The organism is Micromonospora echinofusca (assembly GCF_017614955.1).
Classification (GTDB): Bacteria; Actinomycetota; Actinomycetes; order Mycobacteriales; family Micromonosporaceae; genus Micromonospora; species Micromonospora echinofusca_A.
This window is the reverse complement of record NZ_WVUH01000114.1, coordinates 1-19341: the sequence shown is the minus strand read 5'-3', so window position 1 is coordinate 19341 and position 19341 is coordinate 1. Positions and strand designations below refer to the sequence as shown.

Here is a 19341-nt window from a genome sequence, read left to right as displayed (position 1 = left end):
GCGACATCCCGCCCGCCCCGGACGGCCGGGAGGTTACCGGCACCGGGCAGCCGGTCCGGGAGACGGTGACCGGTGACGTGCCGGCCCCCCGGATCTACCTGGCGCACCGCACGTACCCCTTCGGCACGCCCGACTACGACGTGCTGACCGTGCTCGCCACCATCCTGGGCAGCGGCCGGGGCAGCCGGCTCTACCAGCGGCTGGCCGACGGGGCACGGCTGGCCCAGCCGGACCTGGTCGGGGCGTACGGGGTGGACCTGGCGCACGCCCCGGCACCGGTGATCGTCACCGCCGCCGCCCGCCCCGGGGTGACCGCCGAGCAGTTGGAGGCCGGGCTGACCGGGGTGCTCGACGAGATCGCCACCGGCGGGGTGACCGACGCCGAACTGGACCGGGCCAAGGCCCTGCTGACCACCGCCTGGTGGCGGCATCTGTCCACGGTGGACGGCCGGGCGGACACCCTCGGCCGGTACGCGACCCAGTTCGGCGACCCGGCGAAGGCCGCCGACCGGCTGCCGTCCTGGCTGGCCGTCACCGCCGACCGCGTTGCCGAGGTCGCCGCCGAGGTACTCGCCCCGCAGGACCGGGTGACCCTGACCTACCTGCCCCGGGAACAGGCCCGGCCCGAGGAGACGACCCTGCCCCCGACGACCATCTCGTCCGAGGAGACGGCCCGATGAACCTGACGACCATCTCGTCCGAGGAGACGGCCCGATGAACCTGATCACCGAGCGTCCGGCACCGGGCGCCGCCCGCCCGTACCGGTTCCCCGAGGTCGTGCGGCGCAGCGTGGCCGGCGGTGACGTCGTCGCCGCGCACCTGCCCGGCCACCGGCTCGCCGTCGCGCTGCTGCTGCTCGACGCGGGCGCCGGCCGCGAGCCGGTTGGCCGGGAGGGCGTCGGCGGGGTGGTCGCCAAAGGGCTGGAGGAGGGCACCATCCTCCGTGACTCCACCGCCTACGCGCTGGCCGTCGAAGGGCTCGGCACCGAGCTGGTGACCTCGCTGGACTGGGACTCCTTCCAGGTCAGCGTGCAGGCGCCGGTGGACCGTCTGCCGGCCGCCGTGGAACTGCTCGCCGAAGCGGTCCGTACGCCCCGGCTCGACCCGGCCGACGTCGAGCGGGTCCGCGACGACGAGGCGACCGCCCTGCGGATGGACTGGGCCAACCCCGGCCCCCGCGCCGACGCCGCCCTGCGGGCCGACCTGTTCGGCGTCGAGAACCGCCACGGCCGCCCGATGTACGGCGACCCCGACTCGGTCGCCGGCCTGACCGTGGCCGACGTGACCGGGTTCCACGCCGAGTGGCTGACCCGGCCCGGCACCCTGATCGTCGTCGGCGACCTGGACCGGCTCGACCTCGACGCGCTCGGCGCGGCGGCGTTCGCCGGTACCCGGCCGGCAGCCGTCGCCCCGGCGGAACCGGTCGAGGTGCGCATCCGCGACGGCCGGCGGATCATCCTGGTGGACCGGCCCGGCTCGGTGCAGTCGACGCTGCGGATCGGGCATCCGGCGCCACACCGGGCGCACCCCGACCACGTGCCGATGGTGCTCGCCGGCACCGTGCTCGGCGGGGCGTTCACCTCCCGGCTCAACCACCTGATCCGCGAGGTGCGCGGCTACACGTACGGCATCCGGGCCGACTTCGGGCTGTCCCGCCGGTTCGGCCGGTTCGCGGTCAGCGCCGGGGTACAGACGGCGGTGACCGTACCCGCCCTGGTCGACACGGTGGGGGAGATCACCCGTACCCAGGCCGAAGGGGTGACCGAGCCGGAGCTGGCGGTGGCCCGGTCCTGGCGGGCGGGTCAGCTCTCCGTCGAACTCCAGAGCCCCCGGGCGATCGCCGGGGCGCTGAGCACCCTGGTCGTGCACCAGCTCCCCGACGACTACCACGCCACGCTGCGCCGGCACCTGCTGGACGCCTCGGTGGCGGAGGTGTCCGCCGCCGCGCAGAACCACCTGCGGGCGGACGGGCTGACCCTGGTGGTCGAGGGGGACGCGGCGGTGATCCGCGACGAGCTGACCGCCAGCGGCCTCGGCGACCTGCTGTAGGAAAGGTGTAAGGAAGGGCCCCCTGTTAACGCTTTCGGTATAGGAAGGGGCCCTTCCTAACACCTGTCTCCGGTACGCCGGTCGGACCGGGGCATGGCCCGGGTCACACTCGGGCCTCTCCCGGTCCGGGCGATGGGATACGGGTGCCCGTCACCCCGCCGACCTGGGTAGCCTCGCGGTCATGAGGATCGGCATTGTGGGAGCCACCGGCCAGGTCGGCGGCGTGATGCGGCAGGTACTGACGCAGCGGCAGTTCCCGGCGGAGCAGGTGCGTTTCTTCGCGTCCGCCCGGTCGGCCGGACAGACCCTGCCCTGGCAGGGCGGGGAGATCACCGTGGAGGACGCCGCGACGGCGGACTACACCGGGCTCGACATCGTGCTCTTCTCCGCCGGTAAGGGCACCTCCCTGGCGCTGGCGCCGAAGGTCGCCGCCGCCGGGGCCGTCGTGATCGACAACTCCTCGGCCTACCGGATGGACCCCGAGGTGCCGCTGGTGGTGGCCGAGGTCAACCCGCATGCCGCCGCCGTACGCCCCAAGGGCATCATCGCCAACCCGAACTGCACGACGATGGCCGCGATGCCGGTACTGCGCCCGTTGCACGCCGAGGCCGGGCTGGTCAGCTTGGTCGTCTCGACGTACCAGGCGGTCTCCGGCGCCGGCCTGGCCGGCGTGGCCGAGCTGGACGAGCAGGTCCGCAAGGTCGCCGAGCAGGCCGCCGGGCTGGCCTACGACGGTGCTGCGGTGGAGTTCCCCGCGCCCGGCTCGTTCGCCCGGCCGATCGCCTTCAACGTGCTCCCGCTCGCCGGTTCGATCGTCGACGACGGCTCCGCCGAGACCGACGAGGAGCAGAAGCTGCGCAACGAGAGCCGCAAGATCCTGGAGATCCCCGGGCTGAAGGTCTCCGGTACCTGTGTCCGGGTCCCGGTCTTCACCGGCCACTCGCTCCAGATCAACGCGGGGTTCGCCAATCCGATCAGCCCGCAGCGGGCCCGGGAACTGCTCGACGGGGCGCCGGGCGTGGCGCTGTCGGACGTACCCACCCCGTTGCAGGCGGCCGGCCAGGACCCGACGTACGTCGGGCGGATCCGCCGGGACGAGACCGTCGAGCACGGCCTCGCCCTGTTCTGCTCCAACGACAACCTGCGCAAGGGCGCCGCGCTGAACGCGGTACAGCTTGCCGAGCTGGTGGCCGCCGGGTCACGCTGAGCATCTCCGGGCCCGGTCCGGCGGCTGACCCGCCGGACCGGCCGTGACCCGGAGCCGGACCGACGGTGAACCGTAGCCGGACCGACGGTGAACCGGAGCCGGGGCTGGCGGGGGACGCCGGCAGCAGCCCGGAAGCCGGGACAGACAGGAGGCTCCCATGGCCGACGACGCCACGACCCGACGGCTGACCGACCTGATCGCCGACGGGCGACTGGGTGTGCTCGCCACCATCAAGCGGGACGGCCGACCGCAGCTCTCCAACGTGAACTACGCCTTCGACCGGGACCGGAACCTGATCCGGGTCTCGATCACCGACGGCCGGGCCAAGACCGCCAACCTGCGGCGTGATCCCCGGGCCAGCTTCCACGTGGGTACGGCCGACGGCTGGGCGTACGCGGTGGCCGAGGCGCGGGCCGAGCTGACCCCGGTGGCCGCCGACCCGGCCGACCCGACGGTCGCGGAGCTTGTCGAGCTGTACCGCGCGGTGCAGGGCGAACACCCCGACTGGGACGACTACCGGCGGGCGATGGTCGCCGACCGCCGGATCGTGCTGCGGCTGCACGTCGAGCGGGTGTACGGGATACCGCCGCGCGGCTGACCCCGACGTTGCCGGCCGGGGCGCGGTGGGCGGCGGCGCGGGTGCCCGCCTGCACCACCGGCGTGCCGGGTGCCTCGCCTGCACCACCCGCGTCCCGCGTGCCGTCAGCGGCGGCGCCGTTACCTCTCCGGCCGGTCGGGTAGACCGCGGGTGCCGACACGAGAGGGGAGCAGCATGACGACCGTCGGAGAGTTCATGACGACCCGGCTGGTGACCATGGACGCCAACGACACGCTCACCGCGGCGGCGCAGGAGATGCGGGACAGTGCGATCGGTGACGTCATCGTCACCGACGGGGACGACGTCGTGGGGATCGTGACGGACCGGGACATCACCGTACGCGCGGTCGCCGAGCAGATGGACCCGGCCAGCACGCCGCTGCGGCAGATCACCACCTCGGACGTGGTGACGGTCAGCCAGTACGACGACGCGGTGGCCGCCGCCGACCTGATGCGCACCTACGGGGTACGCCGGCTGCCCGTGCTCGAGGACGGCCGGCTGATCGGTCTGGTCTCCATCGGCGACCTCGCCGTCGAGCGGGAACCGCAGTCGGTACTGGCCGACATCAGCGCCGACGATCCGAACAACTGACCTGGCTGCCCACGGTTCCCAGGCGTTAACAAGGGCCCCTTCCTATACCGGAAACGATAGGAAGGGGCCCTTCCTTGCATCTCGGGCTCACCCGATCGGGGTGAGGTTGGGCTGCCTGCGGGTGGGGACCCTGCGGTGACGTCCGGTGACACCGTACGGAGGGGGACGCCTGATGGGGGAGGCCACCACACGGTTCTTCGACGAGCTGGACCGGCGGGGGTACGAACCCCGGCTGGAGAAGGCTGCGGGGACCGTGCGTTTCGACTTCCGCGAGGACGCGCACACCGACCACTGGCTGGTCGTCGTCGACCACGGCACGCTCAAGGTGAGCCGGGTCGACCACGAGGCCGACACGGTGATCAGCACCAGTCCGGAGCTGTTCGACGAGATCGCCGTCGGGCGGGAGCACGTGATCGCCGCCCTGCTCCGGGGGGACCTGACGGTCACCGGTAACGCCCTGCTGGTGCTCCAGATCGAGCGGATCCTTCCCGGTACGCCGCACGCGCGTGGGCCGCGCCGGGACTTCGTCAAGGAGGCGTGCTGATGGGGGAGAATCTGGTCCGCATCCTGGACGGGAACACGTTTGTGGTCTCCGAGAAGACCGGCGACATCGAGGCGACGCCGATCGAGCCGGCCGGGCTCTTCTCGATCGACACCCGGTTTCTGTCCAAGTGGGTACTGACGGTCAACGGCGAGCGGCTGACCCCGCTCTCCTACGACGACCTCCAGTACTACGAGGCGCGTTTCTTCCTGGTACCGGGGATGGCCACGCACTACGTCGACGCGAAGTTGTCGATCATCCGGGAGCGGGCGGTGGGTAGCAGCTTCCGGGAACGGTTGACCATCCTCAACCACGACGAGGTGCCGGTCGACCTGGAGGTCCGGATGGACGCCGGCTCCGACTTCGCCGACCTCTTCGAGGTCAAGGACGAGATCCTGAACAAGAAGGGCGAGATCTACACCGAGGTCGAGTCCGACCGGCTGCGGCTGGGCTACCGGCGGGGCAACTTCTGCCGGGAGACGACGATCGCGGCCACCGGCGGGCCACGGTACGACCGGAACGGCTTCGCGTACTCGATCCGGCTGGAGCCGAACGAGCAGTGGCAGGTCGACGTCGACGTACACACGGCGGCGGTCGGTCCGGGTGGTCGGGACCTGCGCATCGGGCTCCAGGCCCACGGCCACGAGCGGCTCGCCCTGCAACACGACCTGGAGGAGTGGATCGCGGCGGCGCCGAAGGTGAACTGCGAGTGCGAGCCGCTGGCCCGGACGTACAAGCGGAGCCTGGTGGACCTGGCCGCGTTGCGCTTCTCGCCGGTCTCGCTGGCCGGGCAGACACTGCCGGCCGCCGGTCTGCCGTGGTTCATGACCATGTTCGGTCGGGACAGCATCCTGACCTGCCTCCAGACCCTGCCGTTCACCCCGTCGCTGTCCCGGACGACGCTGCGGATCCTGGCCGCCCTCCAAGGCGCCCGGTTCGACGACTTCCGGGAGGAGGACCCGGGCCGGATCCTGCACGAGATGCGGTACGGCGAGAGCGCCGCCTTCGAGGAGCAGCCACATTCGCCGTACTACGGCTCGGTGGACGCCACGCCGTTGTTCGTGGTGCTGCTCGACGAGTACGAGCGGTGGAGCGGGGACAGCGCGCTGGTCATGGAGTTGGAACGGGAGACCCGGGCGGCACTTAAGTGGATCGACGACTACGCGGACCTGGTGGGTAACGGCTACATCTGGTACGAGCGGCGCAACACCGACACCGGTCTGGAGAACCAGTGCTGGAAGGACTCCTGGGACTCGATCTCCTACTCCGACGGCCGGCTGCCGGGATTTCCCCGGGCCACCTGTGAGGTGCAGGGGTACGCCTACGACGCCAAGGTCCGGGCGGCCCGGCTGGCCCGGGAGTTCTGGGGTGATCCGGCGTTCGCCGACCGGCTGGAGCGGGAGGCCGCCGAGCTGAAGGAGCGGTTCAACCGGGACTGGTGGGTGGCCGACGGCGAGTTCTACGCCCTCGGGCTGGACCCGGAGGGCGGCCAGATGGACGTCCTGTCGTCCAACATCGGTCACCTGTTGTGGAGCGGCATCGTGACCGAGGAGCGGGCGGCGAAGCTGGCCGAGCACCTGGTGGGGCCGCGACTGTTCAGCGGGTGGGGGGTGCGCACCCTTGCGGAGGGCGAGGTCCGGTACAACCCGATCGGGTACCACAACGGCACGATCTGGCCGTTCGACAACTCGTTCATCGCGTGGGGGCTGCGCCGGTACGGGTACGCCGAGGAGGCCGCGACGATCGCCCAGGGCATCATCGACGCGTCGGTGTACTTCGACGGCCGGTTGCCGGAGGCGTTCGGCGGGTACCGGCGGGAGCTGACCAAGTTCCCGGTGGAGTACCCGACGGCGTGCAGCCCGCAGGCCTGGTCGACCGGTGCGCCGATGCTGCTGATCCGCACCATGCTGGGCATCGAGCCGCACGAGGGGCACCTGGCGGTGGAGCCGGTGCTGCCGGTGGGGATGGGCCGGATCGAGGTGCTGGACATTCCGGGCCGGTGGGGTCGGGTGGATGCCTTCGCCCGGGGCCGACTGGAGATCGACCGACTGGCCGCCTGACCCGGGCCGCCGGCCGCCTGACCCGGGCCGTCGGCCGCCTGCACCGGACTGCCGGCCGCCGGACCGGGTCAGCTGGCCCGGCCGCCCCGGAACTGTCGTACCCGGCGGTGAGGATGGGTGCCGTTCCCATCCCACCGCCGGAAGGTGCCACCGTGCCCGCACTCGTTGCCCCGGTCCACGACGAACGGTCCGCTCTGCTCGGCTATCTCGCCCACCAGCGTCACCAGATCCGGGTCACCGCGTACGGGCTCACCGAGGAGCAGGCGAGGGCGACCCCCACGGTCAGCGCGTTGAGCGTGGGCGGCCTGATCAAGCACGTCGCGTCGATGGAGCGGTGGTGGATCGACCTCGTCGAGCACGGTGCGATGACCCCGGAGGGGGACTACGAGGCGCAGTTCCGGCTGGCGCCGGAGGAGACCCTCGCCGGGGTGCTGGCCGGGTACGACGAGGTGGCGCGGCGGACGGAGACGGTGCTCGCCGGGGTCGCCGACCTCGGGCAGCCGGTGCCGGTGCCGCGTGCGGTGCCCTGGTTCCCCGCCGACGTCGAGGCGTGGTCGGTGCGCTGGGTGCTGCTGCATCTGATCGAGGAGGTCGGGCGGCACACCGGGCACGCGGACATCGTCCGGGAGGCGGTGGACGGCGCGACGGCGTACCCGCTGCTGGCCGCAGCGGAGCGATGGCCGGCCACCCCCTGGTTGCGGCCCTGGCAGCCGGCTGACTGAGCCCTCCGGCATCCTCCTTGACAGCTAGCGTCAAGTGCTTGACGATGGTCGTCAAGGAAGGGGGGGTGGATCGTGCCACCCAACGAGGCGGAACTCTCCGCACACCTCACCCGGCTGCTCGACATCCGGCTGCTCGATCCGTTGGAGATCCTGCTCGAATCCGACACCGAGGTGTCGGCCCTCCGGACGGCCGTCCGGAGCCGGGCCGGCGAGTGGGCGCACCGGATCCTCGCCGGTGACGACAGCACCGCACTCGGTGTGATCATGCGGCTGGTCGCCACGCTCTATCCCGACGACGGGCCGTTCAGCCCGCCCACGGACTGGTGGCGCACCCCCCTGGGGCAGGCGCTCGCCTGGCGGGTCGGCCACCCCACCGCCACCTCGGTCTCGTACGCGGTGGCCGGTGCCATGCTCGGTATCACTCGCCAGGGCGTGCACGACCTGGTCACCCGGGGCAAGCTCACCCGGCACCCGGACGGGGGCGTCACCCCCGCCTCGGTACGGGACCGGCTCCGGGCCCGCGACGTCGGCCCCACCGTCCCCGGTGCGGTACCCGGTCGGCGGGACGGGCGGTCGCACCATGACTGACACCGTGCTCCGGTCGGGGAGCGTCCCCCTGGCCGTGCGGGACCTCGGCGGTGACGGTCCACCCCTGCTGCTGCTCCCCGGGGCCGGTGGCAACCTCGCCGGGCTCGTCCCCTTCGGTGAGCTGCTCCGCGCCACCCACCGGGTGGTCGTCGTCGACCTGCGCGGCCACGGCCGGTCCGGGGACGGTCCGTGGAGCTGGGACGCGGTCGAGGACGACCTTGTCACGGTGACCGCCGAACTGGGTCTCGACGCACCGGCGGTGGTCGGGCTGTCCCTCGGCGGGATGGTGGCCGCGCAGTGGGCAGCCCGGCATCCGGAGTGCCCCGGCGCGGTCAATCTCGACGGCAACCCCACCCCGGTCCGTCCCGACCAGCTCGTCGGCCTGGACACCGGGGAGGCGAGCGGGGAACTGGCCCGACTGGCGACGGTCTTCACCTCGATGGCCGGGGCGCTCGCGGCGCCGTTGACCTGGGAACAGGTGGCCCAGTTCCGTGCCGCCCACCTGGCGATGGCCGCCCGGCACGGCCAGCCGGAGGCGGTCGCGCTCGCCGCCTTCGAGCGCAATCTCGTCGTCGACGGCGACGTGGTACGCCTGCGACCCGGTCCCGAGGTGCTGGCCCGGCTCCGGGAGCTGATGGCGGAACTCGACCTGGTGCCGCTCTACCGGGACCTGACCGTGCCGTTGCTGCACGTACTGGCCACCGAGGATCTGCCCGAGCAGCGTCCGTTCGCCCGGCTCTACGGGGCGTACCGGCAGGGTCTGGTCGGGCGCCTGGCCGAGGTCTCCGCGACGAACCCCCGCCTGCGGGTGCACTCGCTGGCTGGCGTGAGCCACGCGATGGTCGTCGAACGTCCCGGGCCGCTGGCGGAGCTGGTGATCCGTTTTCTGGCCGGGGCGGGGTGAACCGGTAGGGGAACGCCGGGACACCCGGCAGCCGCAAAGATCCGGCCGGATCCGGCGGGGTAATGTCGCGGAATGCCGGAACTCGTGTACCCGCCCGTGATCGCCGCCGCCAAGACCATGTTCCGGGTGCTGGACCTGCGGATCACCGTGGAGGGCGCCCACCACGTACCGCGCAGCGGGGGCGCGGTGATGGCCGCCAACCACGTCAGCTACCTGGACTTCATCTTCTGTGGATTCGGGGCCCAGGAGTCCGGTCGGCTGGTCCGGTTCATGGCGAAGCAGTCGGTCTTCGAGAACCGGATCGCCGGCCCGTTGATGCGCGGGATGCGGCACATCCCGGTGGACCGGGACGCCGGGGCCGCCTCCTACGGTGCGGCGCTGCGCGCGCTGCGGGGCGGCGAGGTGGTGGGGGTCTTCCCCGAGGCGACGATCAGCCGCTCGTTCACCGTCAAGGAACTCAAGAGCGGCTCCACCCGGATGGCCAAGGCGGCCCGGGTGCCGCTGCTGCCGGTCGCGCTCTGGGGTGGGCAGCGGCTCTGGACGAAGGGGCGCCCGCGCACCCTGACCCGTCGGCACGTACCGATCACCATCATCGTCGGCGAGCCGATGCACGCGACCGACTATCCCGACGCCAACGCGATGAACGCCGACCTGACGGAGCGGCTGACCGCCCTGGTGGACCGGGCGCAGCGGGAGTACCCGGACACCCCGGCCGGTCCCGACGACACCTGGTGGCAGCCCGTGCACCTGGGCGGTACCGCGCCCACCCTGGAGGAGGCCGCCCGGCTGGAGGCGCAGCGCCGGGGGGTACCGGACGCCGACCCGGCGGCGGAAACGGCCGGCTGACCCGAACCGGCGCGGGTGCCGGAGGTTGACCGGATCGTTCCGCTACCGGGCGCGATGGTGCCTGCCGTACCGCCCGTCGGGGAGCCAGGATCGGGGTATGGCAGGTACCGCACTCGTCGTCGTCGACGTCCAGGAGTCCTTCCGGCAGCTACCGCTCTGGCCGTACCGGTCCAACCCGGACCTGGTGGGTCGGGTCGACCGGCTGGTCGACGCCGCCCGGGAACGGGGTGACCTGGTCGTCTGGGTCCTACACGCCGAGTGGGGCAGCGGCACCGTGTTCGACCCGGCGGGCGGGTACGTCCGGCTGCTGGACGGGTTGACCCCGCAGGCCGGCGAACCACAGCTCACCAAGACCGCGCACAACGCCTTCACCACCACCGGCCTGCACCAGATCCTGACCGGGCACGGGGTACGCGACCTGGTGATCTGCGGTATCCGGACCGAGCAGTGCTGTGAGACGACCGCCCGGCTCGGGTTCGACCTGGGTTTCCGGGTCACCTTCGTGACCGACGCGACGATGACCTTCCCGTTGCCGCACCGGGACCTGCCGCCGACCGCCGGGGTCGCGGAGATCCTGGCCGATCCGCGTACCCTCACCACCGAGCAGGTGGTCACCCGCACCGAGTACGCCCTCGCCGGGCGGTTCGCCACCATCGCCTCGGTCGACGACCTGACCGGCCCGGTTTCCGGGGCGGCCCGGCCCGACCCCGTCGGCGCGGGCGTACCGGCCGCCACGGTCCGGGGCTGAGCCGTGGCCCGGGTCGTCTTCCTGCTCGTGCCGCAGCTGCACCTGCTGGACCTCGCCGGCCCGGCCCAGGTCTTCTCCACGGCGGCCGACCTCGGCTACGACTACCGGCTGCACTACGTGGCCGACCAGCCCCGGGTGCCGACCGTGCAGGGCGTACCACTGCACGCCGAGCAGGGGTGGCCGGAGCTGACCCCGGCGGACCTGCTGGTGGTCCCCGGTTGGCGGGTCGCGGCGCACCCGGGCGGGGCGGCGGTACGCCCACCGGACCTGACCCGGCTGGCCGCGCACCACGCGGCGGGCGGCACGGTGGCCAGCATCTGCGCCGGGGCGTACGCGCTGGGCCGGGCCGGTCTGCTCGACGGTCGGCGGTGCACCAGTCACCACGACGTGCAGGACGACCTGGCCCGACGGCATCCCCGGGCCACGGTGGTGCGGGACGTGCTGTACGTGGTCGACGACCGGGTGGTCACCTCGGCCGGCATCGCCAGCGGTATCGACGTCGCGTTGCACTTGGTCGCGACCCGGCACGGCCCCCGCGTGGCGGCCCGGATCGCCCGGTCGTTGGTGGTCTACGCCCGCCGTAACGGCCACGAGCCGCAGGCCAGTGCGATGCTGCGGCACCGGTCCCACCTCAGCGACGCGGTGCACCGGATCCAGGACCTGATCGACGAGCGGTTCGTCGATCCGTTGCCGTTGACCGAGCTGGCCGGCGCCGGTGGGGTCAGCGTCCGGACCCTGACCCGGGTGTTCCGGCAGGCGACCGGGTTGACCCCGCTGCGCTACCAGCAGTTGCTCCGGGTGGAGCGGGCCGAGCACCTGATCGGGCACGGTACGACGGTGGAGGCCGCCGCGCGGGCGGTCGGGTTCGCCGACGCCCGGATGCTGCGCCGGCTGCGCAACAGGACCGGCCACCCCGCCCCCGCGAACGGGGGTGATCATGGCCTGGCGGCCTGACCGCCGCCGGCCATGATCAGCATTCAACGGGGGAGGGGTGGCCCGCACGACCGGCGGATCAGTCGGGTGGGGCGACGTGGGACCAGTCGTCGCCGTCGACGGAGAGCCAGACCGCGCTGCTCTGCGGCCAGCCCGACTGGGCGTACCCGCCCGGCACGGGAACCGCCGAGGCGCCCGGTCCGAGGGGCACCGGTTGCAGGCTGTTCCCCCGGTCGGTGCTGGTGAACATCACCGGGTTCTCCCCGGCGTCCAGTCCGGCCTGGACGACCAGCGTCCCGTCGGAGCGGACCGCCGCCGTGATGCGCCGTTCGCCGACCTGGGCGGTGGCGGCGGTCCGCTGCCAGCTCCGGCCGCCGTCGACGGTGCGGTAGATCCGCAACGTCGCGCCGACCCGGCCCACCGCGTACGCCGTCTGCCCGTTGTGGCTGGCGACCGCCACGCCACCGAAGTCGTCGTTCGACACGATCTGCTCCGGGAAGACGTACCGCTGCCAGCTCCGGCCACCGTCCCGGCTGACCTCGACCGCGCTGCCGGTGTAGCTGATCCGGCTGTCCGGTCCGGTGCTCGCGCCGGTGGACCCGCTCACCCAGAGTCCCGCGTCGACGGGGATGCTCTCGACGAACCGGGCGGACCGCAGGGTGGACCTGTGGGCCAACTGGAGCACGTCCCCGGTGGACGGGTCCACGGTGATCAGCGGGTCCCGGTCCGGGCCGGGCATCCGGTCCGGCACCCGGGCCCCGGCCGGCAGCGCCGGCACCTGCCGCAGCTCCGCCCGGCGCCAGGTCAGTCCCCCGTCGAGGCTGGTCAGCCAGAACTTCTCACCGGTAATCGTGCCGCCGGGCGCCGCCAACTGGGTCTGGACCCGGACGGCCACGGTCCGCGGGCCGGTGGGGTACAGGGCCGCCAGCGAGTTGACCGGTACCGGCAGGGGGATCTTCTGCCAGGTGCGGCCCCGGTCGGCGCTGACCGCGACCCCGGGGGCGCAGTCCCGGTCCCGGCAGTCGCCGTAGCGGACGTACAGCCGGTCCAGGTCGCCGGCCTGCGTCGGACCGTACCTGGTCCGCCGCCCCGGAGCCTGCGCCCGGGCCGAGGCGGCCGGGTCGGGGGCGGGCAGGAACTCCGGCGTGGGCGTCGGACTGTCCGCCGGGGGCAGGGCATGCCGGGCGGGTAGCTGCGCGACCGCCACCCCGCCGCCGGCCAGGACCGCGGCGCCGGTCACCACCGCCGCCACGATCCGGGTACGACGGCGCCGCCGTGCCCGGTGCAGCACGTCGGCGAAGTGCGGCCGGAACGCGGCCTGGGCGGCGCTGTCGAGCCCACGGAAGTCGGGCCCACGGAAGTCGGGCCCACGGAAGTCGAGTTCAGGCATGACGTACCCCCCGGTCCCTGCTGCCGCTGACGGCGGCCCCGCCGATGTTCTCCGTCTCGGTCAGGTCGGCGGCCAGTGCGCGCCGGCCCCGGACCAGCCGGGTCTTGACCGCTTCGACCGAGCAGCCCAGCGCCTGGGCGACCCCGGCCACCGGCAGGTCGGCCAGATGGTGCAGCACCACCGCCTCCCGGGTCGCGCGGGGCAGCCGTTGCAACGCGGCCACCAGTGCGACATGGTCCGGTGAGAGTTCCGGTACGCCCTGGCCGGTGGGGGCCAGTCGCCCACTGCGGACCAGCCGGTCGAACACCGCCCGGCGCCGGTACCGCGAGCGGGCCACGTTCAGCGCGATGGTGCGCAGCCACGCCTCGGGGTTGTCCACCTGGCGCAGCCGGCCCGGCCGGGCGAGTACCCGGACGAACGCCTCCTGCACCGCGTCCTGCGCCTCGGCGTAGTCCCCGGTCACCGCGAAGAGTTGGGCCACCAGGCGGGCCGCCGACGCGGCGTACACCTCCTGGACCTGTGTCTGTCCGTCCACATCGTTCCCTCCCGTTTCCGTTGTCCACCCGGTACGACCGACGGCCGGTCGGTCCGGTGACACCCGGGTGCGGTGGGGGAGTCCTGTCGGACCCTGATGGTAGGGGTAACTACCCGGTGACGGTGGGCGCCGCCGGGGCGGGTGAGGAGGGCGCATGGCGACCTACGTGCTGATCCCCGGTGCCGGGGGCGCCGCCTGGACCTGGCACCGCCTCCGGGCGGAGTTGTGCGCGCGGGGGCGGGACGTGGTCGCGGTCGACCTGCCCGCCGACGACGACTCGGCCGGTCTCGACGCGTACGCTGCCGCGGTCGTCCGGGCGGTCGGCGAGCGGCGGGACCTGATCGTGGTGGCGCACTCGCTCGGTGGCTTCACCGCGCCGCTGGTCTGCGAGCGGTTGCCGGTGCGGTTGCTGGTGCTGCTCAGCGCGATGATCCCGGTGCCCGGCGAGCCGCCGGCACGGTGGTGGGACAACACCGGCTACGAACAGGCCCGGCGGGAGCAGGCCGCGCGGGGTGGCGTCGCCGCCGACGCCGACCTGGCGGAGACGTTCTTCCACGACGTACCACCGGAGGTGGCCGCCGAAGCCGGTCGGCTCGACCGGGGTCAGTCCATGACCCCGATGGAGCGGCCCTGGCCGCTGCCGGCCTGGCCGGAGGTGCCGACCCGGTTCCTGCTCTGCCGGGACGACCGGTTCTTCCCGGCCGACTTCATGCGGCGCGTGGTCCGGGACCGGTTGGGTGTACCGCCGGACGAGATGGCCGGTGGGCATCTGGTGATGCTCAGTCGGCCGGTGGAACTGGCCGACCGGCTGGAGGCGTACCGGGCCGGGCTGGGCGTCACGGACGGCGGCTGAGCCGGTCGTCCGGTCCGTGCTGGCGCCCGGGGACGACTCAGCGGCCCGCTGCGGCGGGGTGGCGCGGCTGGAGCATGATGTCGCGCATGTTCAACGTGAGATCCGGTCACGGTCGCCGGCGTGACCATGTCTGTGTCGGTGACTGCAAGCACAACCGGCACCACCACAAGGGCCGGAAGAAGAAGCGCCACTTCGACTCCTGCGACGGCTGCGACTGCGACGGCCCGGACTGCTGCGACTTCGGCCTGTTCTCGACGTTGTTGATGCTGGGGGCGTCGGTGGCGTCGGTGGCCCGGGTGCCGGTGGTGGACCGGGCGGGTTCGGCGGCGATCCGGGGTTACCGGCGGTGGTTGTCGCCGCACTGGCCGGGTCGGTGCCGGTTCACGCCGACGTGTGGGGCGTACGGCTTGGTGGCGGTGGAGCGGTACGGGTTGGCGGTGGGTGGTCGGATGGCGGCGGACCGGGTACGCCGGTGCGGTCCGAAGGTGCCGCGCGGTACCCACGACCCGGTGGTCAGCCGGTGACCGGCGCGGCGGTCCCGAGCCGCGCGACGGTCACCGGCTGACGGGGCTGGTCACCACCAACGGGTACGGCACAGGTGGCTGGTGGAAGCGGTGTCGCTGCCCGACGCGTCGGAGACGACGACCTTGATGGTGGCGGTGGTGCCCGGGGTGCAGAACACGCTCATCGACGGCAGGTTGTCGTTCTGCGCCGAGTGGACGTCGTTGACGTACCAGCGGATGGAGACCGGGTCGACCGCGCCGGAGTAGCCGGTGTAGCAGGCGTAGATGCTGGAGCCGGAGCTGCACCCGAGGGCACCGATCTCCGGTGCGGCGAAAGCCGCACCGGCGGGCGCGAGCGTCGCCGCCATGGCGCCGGTCAGGGCCAGGGCGAAACCGGCGGCACGCTTCTTCGCTGACACTGCTGACATTCGACCTCCAGGTCGGGTAAATGGTGAATGCCTATTTCATAGGCCGCCATTGATCGTACTGACGTCGGTGTCGAGTTCAACCCGTCGCAATGGTGGTCGGGGGTCGGGAATTGACTAGGGGTCACTAGGGGTGCTGGCCGGGTGAGCCTCCGATCGTCGAGGCGCTGTCCCTGAGCTGCGAAAATATAGGATAATGAATCGGATCGGGTAAGGAGTGCCTGTTGTTGTTGCATTCTCTGACGCGTTCCCGGTAGGTCGGGGTGCCGTTTTTCCGGCATGCTGCCACGTCCTACCGGCGCCCAGGGGAAACGCAAAAGGTATCGCGCGGCGCGATAAACGGGGTGGACGGCAGCAGGGAGACGGCTAGAGTGCCTGGCGTGGGACGTCTGGACGCGGTGGCTGCCGCGTACGCACAGTGGGTGCGGCCGGACCTGCCCCTGTACGGCAACGACCACGAGCGCAGCGACTTCGCTCCCTGACCGGTCGGGCCGGTCCCGTGTGGACCATCCGACCTGTCCTTACCCGTTTACTCGCGCAGGGAGCGAAGAGTCATGTCTGCCGTACCGGCGTCCCCGCCGGCTGTCTCCACGGTGCTCCGGGCACCGCAGGTCACCTGGGTCCTGGTGGCCAGTCTGATCGGAAGGATCCCGCTGGGCGCCGCTCCGCTGGCGCTGCTGCTGACCGCCCGGGAGTCGATGACCATCTCGATGGCGGGTCTGCTGGTCGGGGCGTACACCGCCGGGATGGCGGTCGGCCAGCCACTGCTGGCCCGGATGGCGGACCGGTGGCGGCAGTCGCCGGTCATGTGGGGCGCGGTGGTGCTCTCCACCGTCGGGTTCCTGGCGGTCGCCGCCCGGCCCGGCCCGCTGCTCGCCCTGCCGGCCGCCGTCGCCGCCGGGCTCGGCGCACCGCCGTTCGAGGCGTGCCTACGGGTGCTCTGGAAAGATCTGGTCGGCGAGCGCCTGCTGCACACCGCGTACACCCTGGACGTCACCGTCCAGGAGTTGATCTTCATTGCCGGGCCGGTGGTGACCGTGGCGGCGGTCGGGCTGGCCGGCACGGCCGGAGGACTGGTCACCATCGCCGTCGGGCAGATCGTCGGCACGGCCGTGTTCACCGCCGCGCCCGTGGTACGCCGATGGCGGGGCGAACCGGCGCCCCGGCACTGGGCCGGGCCGCTGCGGTCGGCGTACCTGCGACTGCTGCTCGTCACGACGGCGCTGATCGGCGCGGGGGTGGGCGCGACCACGGTGGCGGTCGCGGGCTACGCCGAGGCCGAGGCGACCCCGGCCTGGGCCGGCTGGCTGCTGGCCGCGCAGGCGACCGGTGCGCTGGTCGGCGGGCTGGTCTCCGCCCGGCGCCCGGTCGGTGATCCGCAGCGTCGCCTGCCCATGCTGGTCGGGCTGCTCGCCGTCGGCTACCTGCCGGTGCTGCTCACCCCGGTACCCGCGGTCATGATCGTGCTGGTGGCGGTCAGCGGGCTGGCCCTGCCGGCGGTACTGACCGGGGTGTTCATGACCGTCGACCGGGTGGCCCCGGCCGGTACGGCCGCCGAGTCGTTCGCCTGGGTGGCGACCGCCTTCGCCGGGGGCAGCGCGGTCGGCGCCGCGCTCGACGGGCTGCTCCTGGACACGGCCGCCGGGCTGACGGTCGGGCCGGTCGCGGGGCTGGCGGTCGACGCGGTCACCATCGGTTTCGCGCTGGCGCCGGTGACCATCACCGCCGCCGCGCTGCTCAGCCGCCGCCGGGGCCGCTGATGCCCGGCGGCTCCGCCGGGTCGCCGGGTCCTGCCGGGTCCCGCCGGGGATGCGGCGAAACCGCTGACTGACTAGGGTCGGGGTACGGCATCACACGTCGTCACCGTCCGGGTGCGGCGCACGAGGTGCCGGTGAGATGCCTGGGAGGGCATTCCACAGTGCCAGTTCAGTTGAACCACACCATCGTCGCCAGCCGGGACCGGCAGGAGTCCGCCGAGTTCCTCGCCTACATCCTGGGGTTGTCGGTCGGCGCACCCTTCGGCCCGTTCCTGCCCGTGGTCACCAGCAACGCGGTCACCCTCGACTTCGCCACGGTGCCCGAGGATCAGATCGTTCCCCAGCACTACGCGTTCCTGGTCAGCGAGGAGGAGTTCGACGGGATCCTCGACCGGGTCACCCTGTCCCGGGTCGACTACTACCCCGATCCGCAGTTGAGCCGGGCCGGGCAGATCAACCGCAACGACGGGGGTCGGGGCTTCTACTTCCTCGACCCGTCCGGGCACGGCATGGAGGTCATCACCCGGCCGTACGGCGGCTGACCGGGCCCCACCATTTCCAGGAAGTCGGGCTGTCCACCTCGTACGACAGCCCGACTTCCTGTGAACGGGGTACGAGCTGGTCCGCTCAGCGGAGGAGCACGGCGTCACCGAGCGCGCCGTACGGACGGGAGGCCGTCCCGCAGGTGCCTCTGGTGCGCTGTGCGGAGAGGGTGAGCAGCCGGACGCCGGTCAGGTCCACGTCGACCCTGGCGGTGGTCTTCCGGGACACGGTCACGCTGACCCGGGACTTCCCGTCGGCGCTCACCACGATCCGGGCGGTCAGGTTCTGCGGGGTGTGCGCGTCCAGCCCGGCTGTCGCCGTCAGGCGCCGGTACCCGCCGTCGAGCTGGTACGTCACACTGGCCGGGCTGCTCTCGCACCCCACCCACAGCCCGGTCGACTCCGGGTACCGCCGGTCACCGAGCGTGCTGTCGACCTGCTGGCCCGACTCTCCGCCCTCGGTCGCGACGGCCGACAGCTCGTACAGCCAGGCCTCCGGTTTGGCGGCGTCCGGCTGGCCACCCTGCCGCACGATGTCCAGGCAGCCGAGCCCGCAGCAGAGCACCAGGAGGAAGGCCACGGCGGCACCGGCGGCCCGGAGGGCCAGGGCGCGGGTCCGGGACCAGTCGACGGAGGGGCCGCTCCCGGGGTGTGACCCGCCGGACGGGCCGGTCCCGGGGTACGGCGGGGGACCGCTGGAGCCGGTGGGGTGGAGTTGACGGACCTGCTGCCAGACGAAGGCATCGATCGTGCCGGCCCGGTGGTCCAGGTCGTGCCATCCGAGGTGGATCGGCGCCGAGATGTCGAGGAAACTGTCGTGGTCGGCGGTACGGTCCCAGTCGAGGGTGGGAATCCGCAGGTGGTCACGGCGGTGACTCTTGTCCTGGCTGGTGATCTTGAGGACGCCGATCGAGTCGGGTTGCACGGTCAGCACCAGGCAGGGCCGGTGCTTCTCGTCGTTGGTGTCCCGGAACGGGACGTACGCCCACCAGATCTCGCCCGGCTGCACGTTCGGCGGTGGCCCGGCTGTCGTCGCCCTGGGTCGGACCGGTGGCTGCCTCGTCCGGGTCGCCGTCCGGGTCGCCGTCCGGCCGAGTAGCCACCAGACGATCCAGGCAGCCAGCGCTGCGAAAGCCAGAATTGTCAATTCCCGCACGTGCCCACCCGATCGCTCCGACACCATGGATCAGTGCCCTTCGTATCAGGAGTGATCCACTGTCGACAATCGCGGCGCTGACGTTGTGCCGGGCGGTAGCCGACAATTTCGGGGAAGATGCTGCCCGGATCGGTGGGTGCGACAGCATCCTCCCCGAAATTGCGGCGCGCGGGTGCAGCGCGGCGCGCGGTGCAGCGGGGTGCGGTGCGCGGGTGCGGCGCGGTGCGCGGTGCAGCAAGGTGCGGCGCGGCGCGCGGTGCGCGGTGCAGCGGGGTGCGGCGCGGTGAGGTGCTGCGGTGCGCGGTGCGGTGCGGTGCGGTGCGGCTCAGCGGGTGGTGAGGTGGCCGGTCCGGGTGGCGTGCAGGAAGCCGGCCCAGGCGGCGGGGGTGAAGG

21 protein-coding genes are annotated in these 19341 nt (G+C 72.6%); 17 read left to right on the top strand and 4 right to left on the bottom strand.

Going from position 1 to position 19341, the window contains the following annotated elements; translation table 11 throughout:
• The 13 genes from GSF22_RS15035 to GSF22_RS14975 all read left to right on the top strand — a co-directional run.
• The coding region (locus GSF22_RS15035; protein ID WP_208814198.1) for a M16 family metallopeptidase at window positions 1-680 on the top strand (680 nt) is incomplete at its 5' end.
• A 34-nt stretch (window positions 681-714) separates the two neighbouring features.
• On the top strand, window positions 715-2049 hold the full coding sequence (locus tag GSF22_RS15030; RefSeq protein ID WP_208814197.1) for a M16 family metallopeptidase: 1335 nt from the start codon (window positions 715-717) through the stop codon (window positions 2047-2049).
• A gap of 181 nt (window positions 2050-2230) precedes the next feature.
• Window positions 2231-3256 carry an aspartate-semialdehyde dehydrogenase gene (locus GSF22_RS15025; RefSeq protein WP_208814196.1) on the top strand — a complete coding sequence of 342 codons (1026 nt, stop codon included), beginning with the start codon at window positions 2231-2233 and terminating at the stop codon, window positions 3254-3256.
• A gap of 157 nt (window positions 3257-3413) precedes the next feature.
• Entirely contained in the window at window positions 3414-3854 is a 441-nt protein-coding gene (locus GSF22_RS15020; protein WP_208814195.1) for a PPOX class F420-dependent oxidoreductase, read from the top strand.
• A gap of 174 nt (window positions 3855-4028) precedes the next feature.
• A complete protein-coding gene (locus GSF22_RS15015) occupies window positions 4029-4445 on the top strand; it encodes a CBS domain-containing protein (protein ID WP_208814194.1) in 417 nt (138 codons plus the stop codon).
• Window positions 4446-4617: 172 nt separating this feature from the next.
• A complete protein-coding gene (locus GSF22_RS15010; protein ID WP_208814193.1) occupies window positions 4618-4989 on the top strand; it encodes an SCP2 sterol-binding domain-containing protein in 372 nt (123 codons plus the stop codon).
• The gene (locus GSF22_RS15005) at window positions 4989-7046 is read left to right on the top strand and encodes an amylo-alpha-1,6-glucosidase (protein ID WP_208814192.1); all 2058 of its coding nucleotides are present in this window, start codon (window positions 4989-4991) and stop codon (window positions 7044-7046) included. Before GSF22_RS15010 ends, GSF22_RS15005 begins: the two co-directional genes overlap by 1 nt.
• 152 nt (window positions 7047-7198) lie before the next feature.
• Window positions 7199-7768 carry a DinB family protein gene (locus GSF22_RS15000; protein ID WP_307804007.1) on the top strand — a complete coding sequence of 190 codons (570 nt, stop codon included), beginning with the start codon at window positions 7199-7201 and terminating at the stop codon, window positions 7766-7768.
• A 72-nt stretch (window positions 7769-7840) separates the two neighbouring features.
• Window positions 7841-8356, top strand: coding sequence for a hypothetical protein (locus tag GSF22_RS14995; RefSeq protein WP_208814190.1), 516 nt, complete (start codon window positions 7841-7843; stop codon window positions 8354-8356).
• A complete protein-coding gene (locus GSF22_RS14990) occupies window positions 8349-9260 on the top strand; it encodes an alpha/beta fold hydrolase (RefSeq protein WP_208814189.1) in 912 nt (303 codons plus the stop codon). The genes GSF22_RS14995 and GSF22_RS14990 overlap by 8 nt, the downstream gene beginning before the upstream one ends.
• Window positions 9261-9332: 72 nt before the next feature.
• Window positions 9333-10106, top strand: coding sequence for a lysophospholipid acyltransferase family protein (locus GSF22_RS14985; RefSeq protein ID WP_208814188.1), 774 nt, complete (start codon window positions 9333-9335; stop codon window positions 10104-10106).
• Window positions 10107-10203: 97 nt separating this feature from the next.
• Window positions 10204-10854 (top strand): isochorismatase family protein, encoded by a 651-nt coding sequence (locus GSF22_RS14980; RefSeq protein ID WP_208814187.1) that lies wholly within the window; start codon window positions 10204-10206, stop codon window positions 10852-10854.
• 3 nt (window positions 10855-10857) lie between these two features.
• Complete coding sequence (locus tag GSF22_RS14975) at window positions 10858-11808, top strand: GlxA family transcriptional regulator (protein WP_208814186.1); 951 nt, start codon at window positions 10858-10860, stop codon at window positions 11806-11808.
• Window positions 11809-11866: 58 nt separating this feature from the next.
• Here GSF22_RS14975 and GSF22_RS14970 read toward each other — a convergent pair whose 3' ends face one another.
• Both GSF22_RS14970 and GSF22_RS14965 read right to left on the bottom strand, forming a co-directional pair.
• Window positions 11867-13177 (bottom strand): WD40/YVTN/BNR-like repeat-containing protein, encoded by a 1311-nt coding sequence (locus tag GSF22_RS14970; RefSeq protein WP_208814185.1) that lies wholly within the window; start codon window positions 13175-13177, stop codon window positions 11867-11869.
• Window positions 13170-13712, bottom strand: a complete 543-nt coding sequence (locus tag GSF22_RS14965; RefSeq protein ID WP_307804004.1) for a sigma-70 family RNA polymerase sigma factor — start codon at window positions 13710-13712, stop codon at window positions 13170-13172. The genes GSF22_RS14970 and GSF22_RS14965 overlap by 8 nt, the downstream gene beginning before the upstream one ends.
• 154 nt (window positions 13713-13866) lie before the next feature.
• On the opposite strand from GSF22_RS14965, the gene GSF22_RS14960 reads away from it, so the two are divergent.
• Window positions 13867-14565, top strand: coding sequence for an alpha/beta hydrolase (locus GSF22_RS14960; protein ID WP_208814183.1), 699 nt, complete (start codon window positions 13867-13869; stop codon window positions 14563-14565).
• A gap of 86 nt (window positions 14566-14651) precedes the next feature.
• Window positions 14652-15089, top strand: a complete 438-nt coding sequence (yidD, locus tag GSF22_RS14955; RefSeq protein ID WP_208814182.1) for a membrane protein insertion efficiency factor YidD — start codon at window positions 14652-14654, stop codon at window positions 15087-15089.
• A gap of 50 nt (window positions 15090-15139) precedes the next feature.
• On the opposite strand, the gene GSF22_RS14950 is transcribed toward yidD, so the two are convergent.
• Window positions 15140-15496, bottom strand: a complete 357-nt coding sequence (locus tag GSF22_RS14950) for a hypothetical protein (RefSeq protein WP_208814181.1) — start codon at window positions 15494-15496, stop codon at window positions 15140-15142.
• A gap of 551 nt (window positions 15497-16047) precedes the next feature.
• On the opposite strand from GSF22_RS14950, the gene GSF22_RS14945 reads away from it, so the two are divergent.
• Together GSF22_RS14945 and GSF22_RS14940 are read left to right on the top strand one after the other, a co-directional pair.
• The gene (locus GSF22_RS14945) at window positions 16048-17253 is read left to right on the top strand and encodes an MFS transporter (RefSeq protein ID WP_208814180.1); all 1206 of its coding nucleotides are present in this window, start codon (window positions 16048-16050) and stop codon (window positions 17251-17253) included.
• Between the two features lie 158 nt (window positions 17254-17411).
• Window positions 17412-17792 (top strand): VOC family protein, encoded by a 381-nt coding sequence (locus GSF22_RS14940; protein WP_208814179.1) that lies wholly within the window; start codon window positions 17412-17414, stop codon window positions 17790-17792.
• Window positions 17793-17877: 85 nt separating this feature from the next.
• On the opposite strand, the gene GSF22_RS14935 is transcribed toward GSF22_RS14940, so the two are convergent.
• Window positions 17878-18939: an NPCBM/NEW2 domain-containing protein gene (locus GSF22_RS14935; RefSeq protein WP_208814178.1), complete on the bottom strand. Its 1062-nt coding sequence runs from the start codon at window positions 18937-18939 to the stop codon at window positions 17878-17880.
• Window positions 18940-19341 lie beyond the last annotated feature (402 nt).

Bases quoted from the DNA above. Each gene is read 5' to 3' on its own strand.
- GSF22_RS14990 (WP_208814189.1), top strand. From the start codon at position 8,349: ATGACTGACACCGTGCTCCGGTCGGGGAGCGTCCCCCTGGCCGTGCGG.
- GSF22_RS15025 (WP_208814196.1), top strand. From the start codon at position 2,231: ATGAGGATCGGCATTGTGGGAGCCACCGGCCAGGTCGGCGGCGTGATG.
- GSF22_RS15030 (WP_208814197.1), top strand. From the start codon at position 715: ATGAACCTGATCACCGAGCGTCCGGCACCGGGCGCCGCCCGCCCGTAC.
- GSF22_RS15010 (WP_208814193.1), top strand. From the start codon at position 4,618: ATGGGGGAGGCCACCACACGGTTCTTCGACGAGCTGGACCGGCGGGGG.
- GSF22_RS14945 (WP_208814180.1), top strand. From the start codon at position 16,048: ATGTCTGCCGTACCGGCGTCCCCGCCGGCTGTCTCCACGGTGCTCCGG.
- GSF22_RS15015 (WP_208814194.1), top strand. From the start codon at position 4,029: ATGACGACCGTCGGAGAGTTCATGACGACCCGGCTGGTGACCATGGAC.
- GSF22_RS14970 (WP_208814185.1), bottom strand. From the start codon at position 13,177: ATGCCTGAACTCGACTTCCGTGGGCCCGACTTCCGTGGGCCCGACTTC.
- GSF22_RS14980 (WP_208814187.1), top strand. From the start codon at position 10,204: ATGGCAGGTACCGCACTCGTCGTCGTCGACGTCCAGGAGTCCTTCCGG.
- GSF22_RS15005 (WP_208814192.1), top strand. From the start codon at position 4,989: ATGGGGGAGAATCTGGTCCGCATCCTGGACGGGAACACGTTTGTGGTC.
- GSF22_RS15020 (WP_208814195.1), top strand. From the start codon at position 3,414: ATGGCCGACGACGCCACGACCCGACGGCTGACCGACCTGATCGCCGAC.
- GSF22_RS14985 (WP_208814188.1), top strand. From the start codon at position 9,333: ATGCCGGAACTCGTGTACCCGCCCGTGATCGCCGCCGCCAAGACCATG.
- GSF22_RS14950 (WP_208814181.1), bottom strand. From the start codon at position 15,496: ATGTCAGCAGTGTCAGCGAAGAAGCGTGCCGCCGGTTTCGCCCTGGCC.
- GSF22_RS14960 (WP_208814183.1), top strand. From the start codon at position 13,867: ATGGCGACCTACGTGCTGATCCCCGGTGCCGGGGGCGCCGCCTGGACC.
- yidD (WP_208814182.1), top strand. From the start codon at position 14,652: ATGTTCAACGTGAGATCCGGTCACGGTCGCCGGCGTGACCATGTCTGT.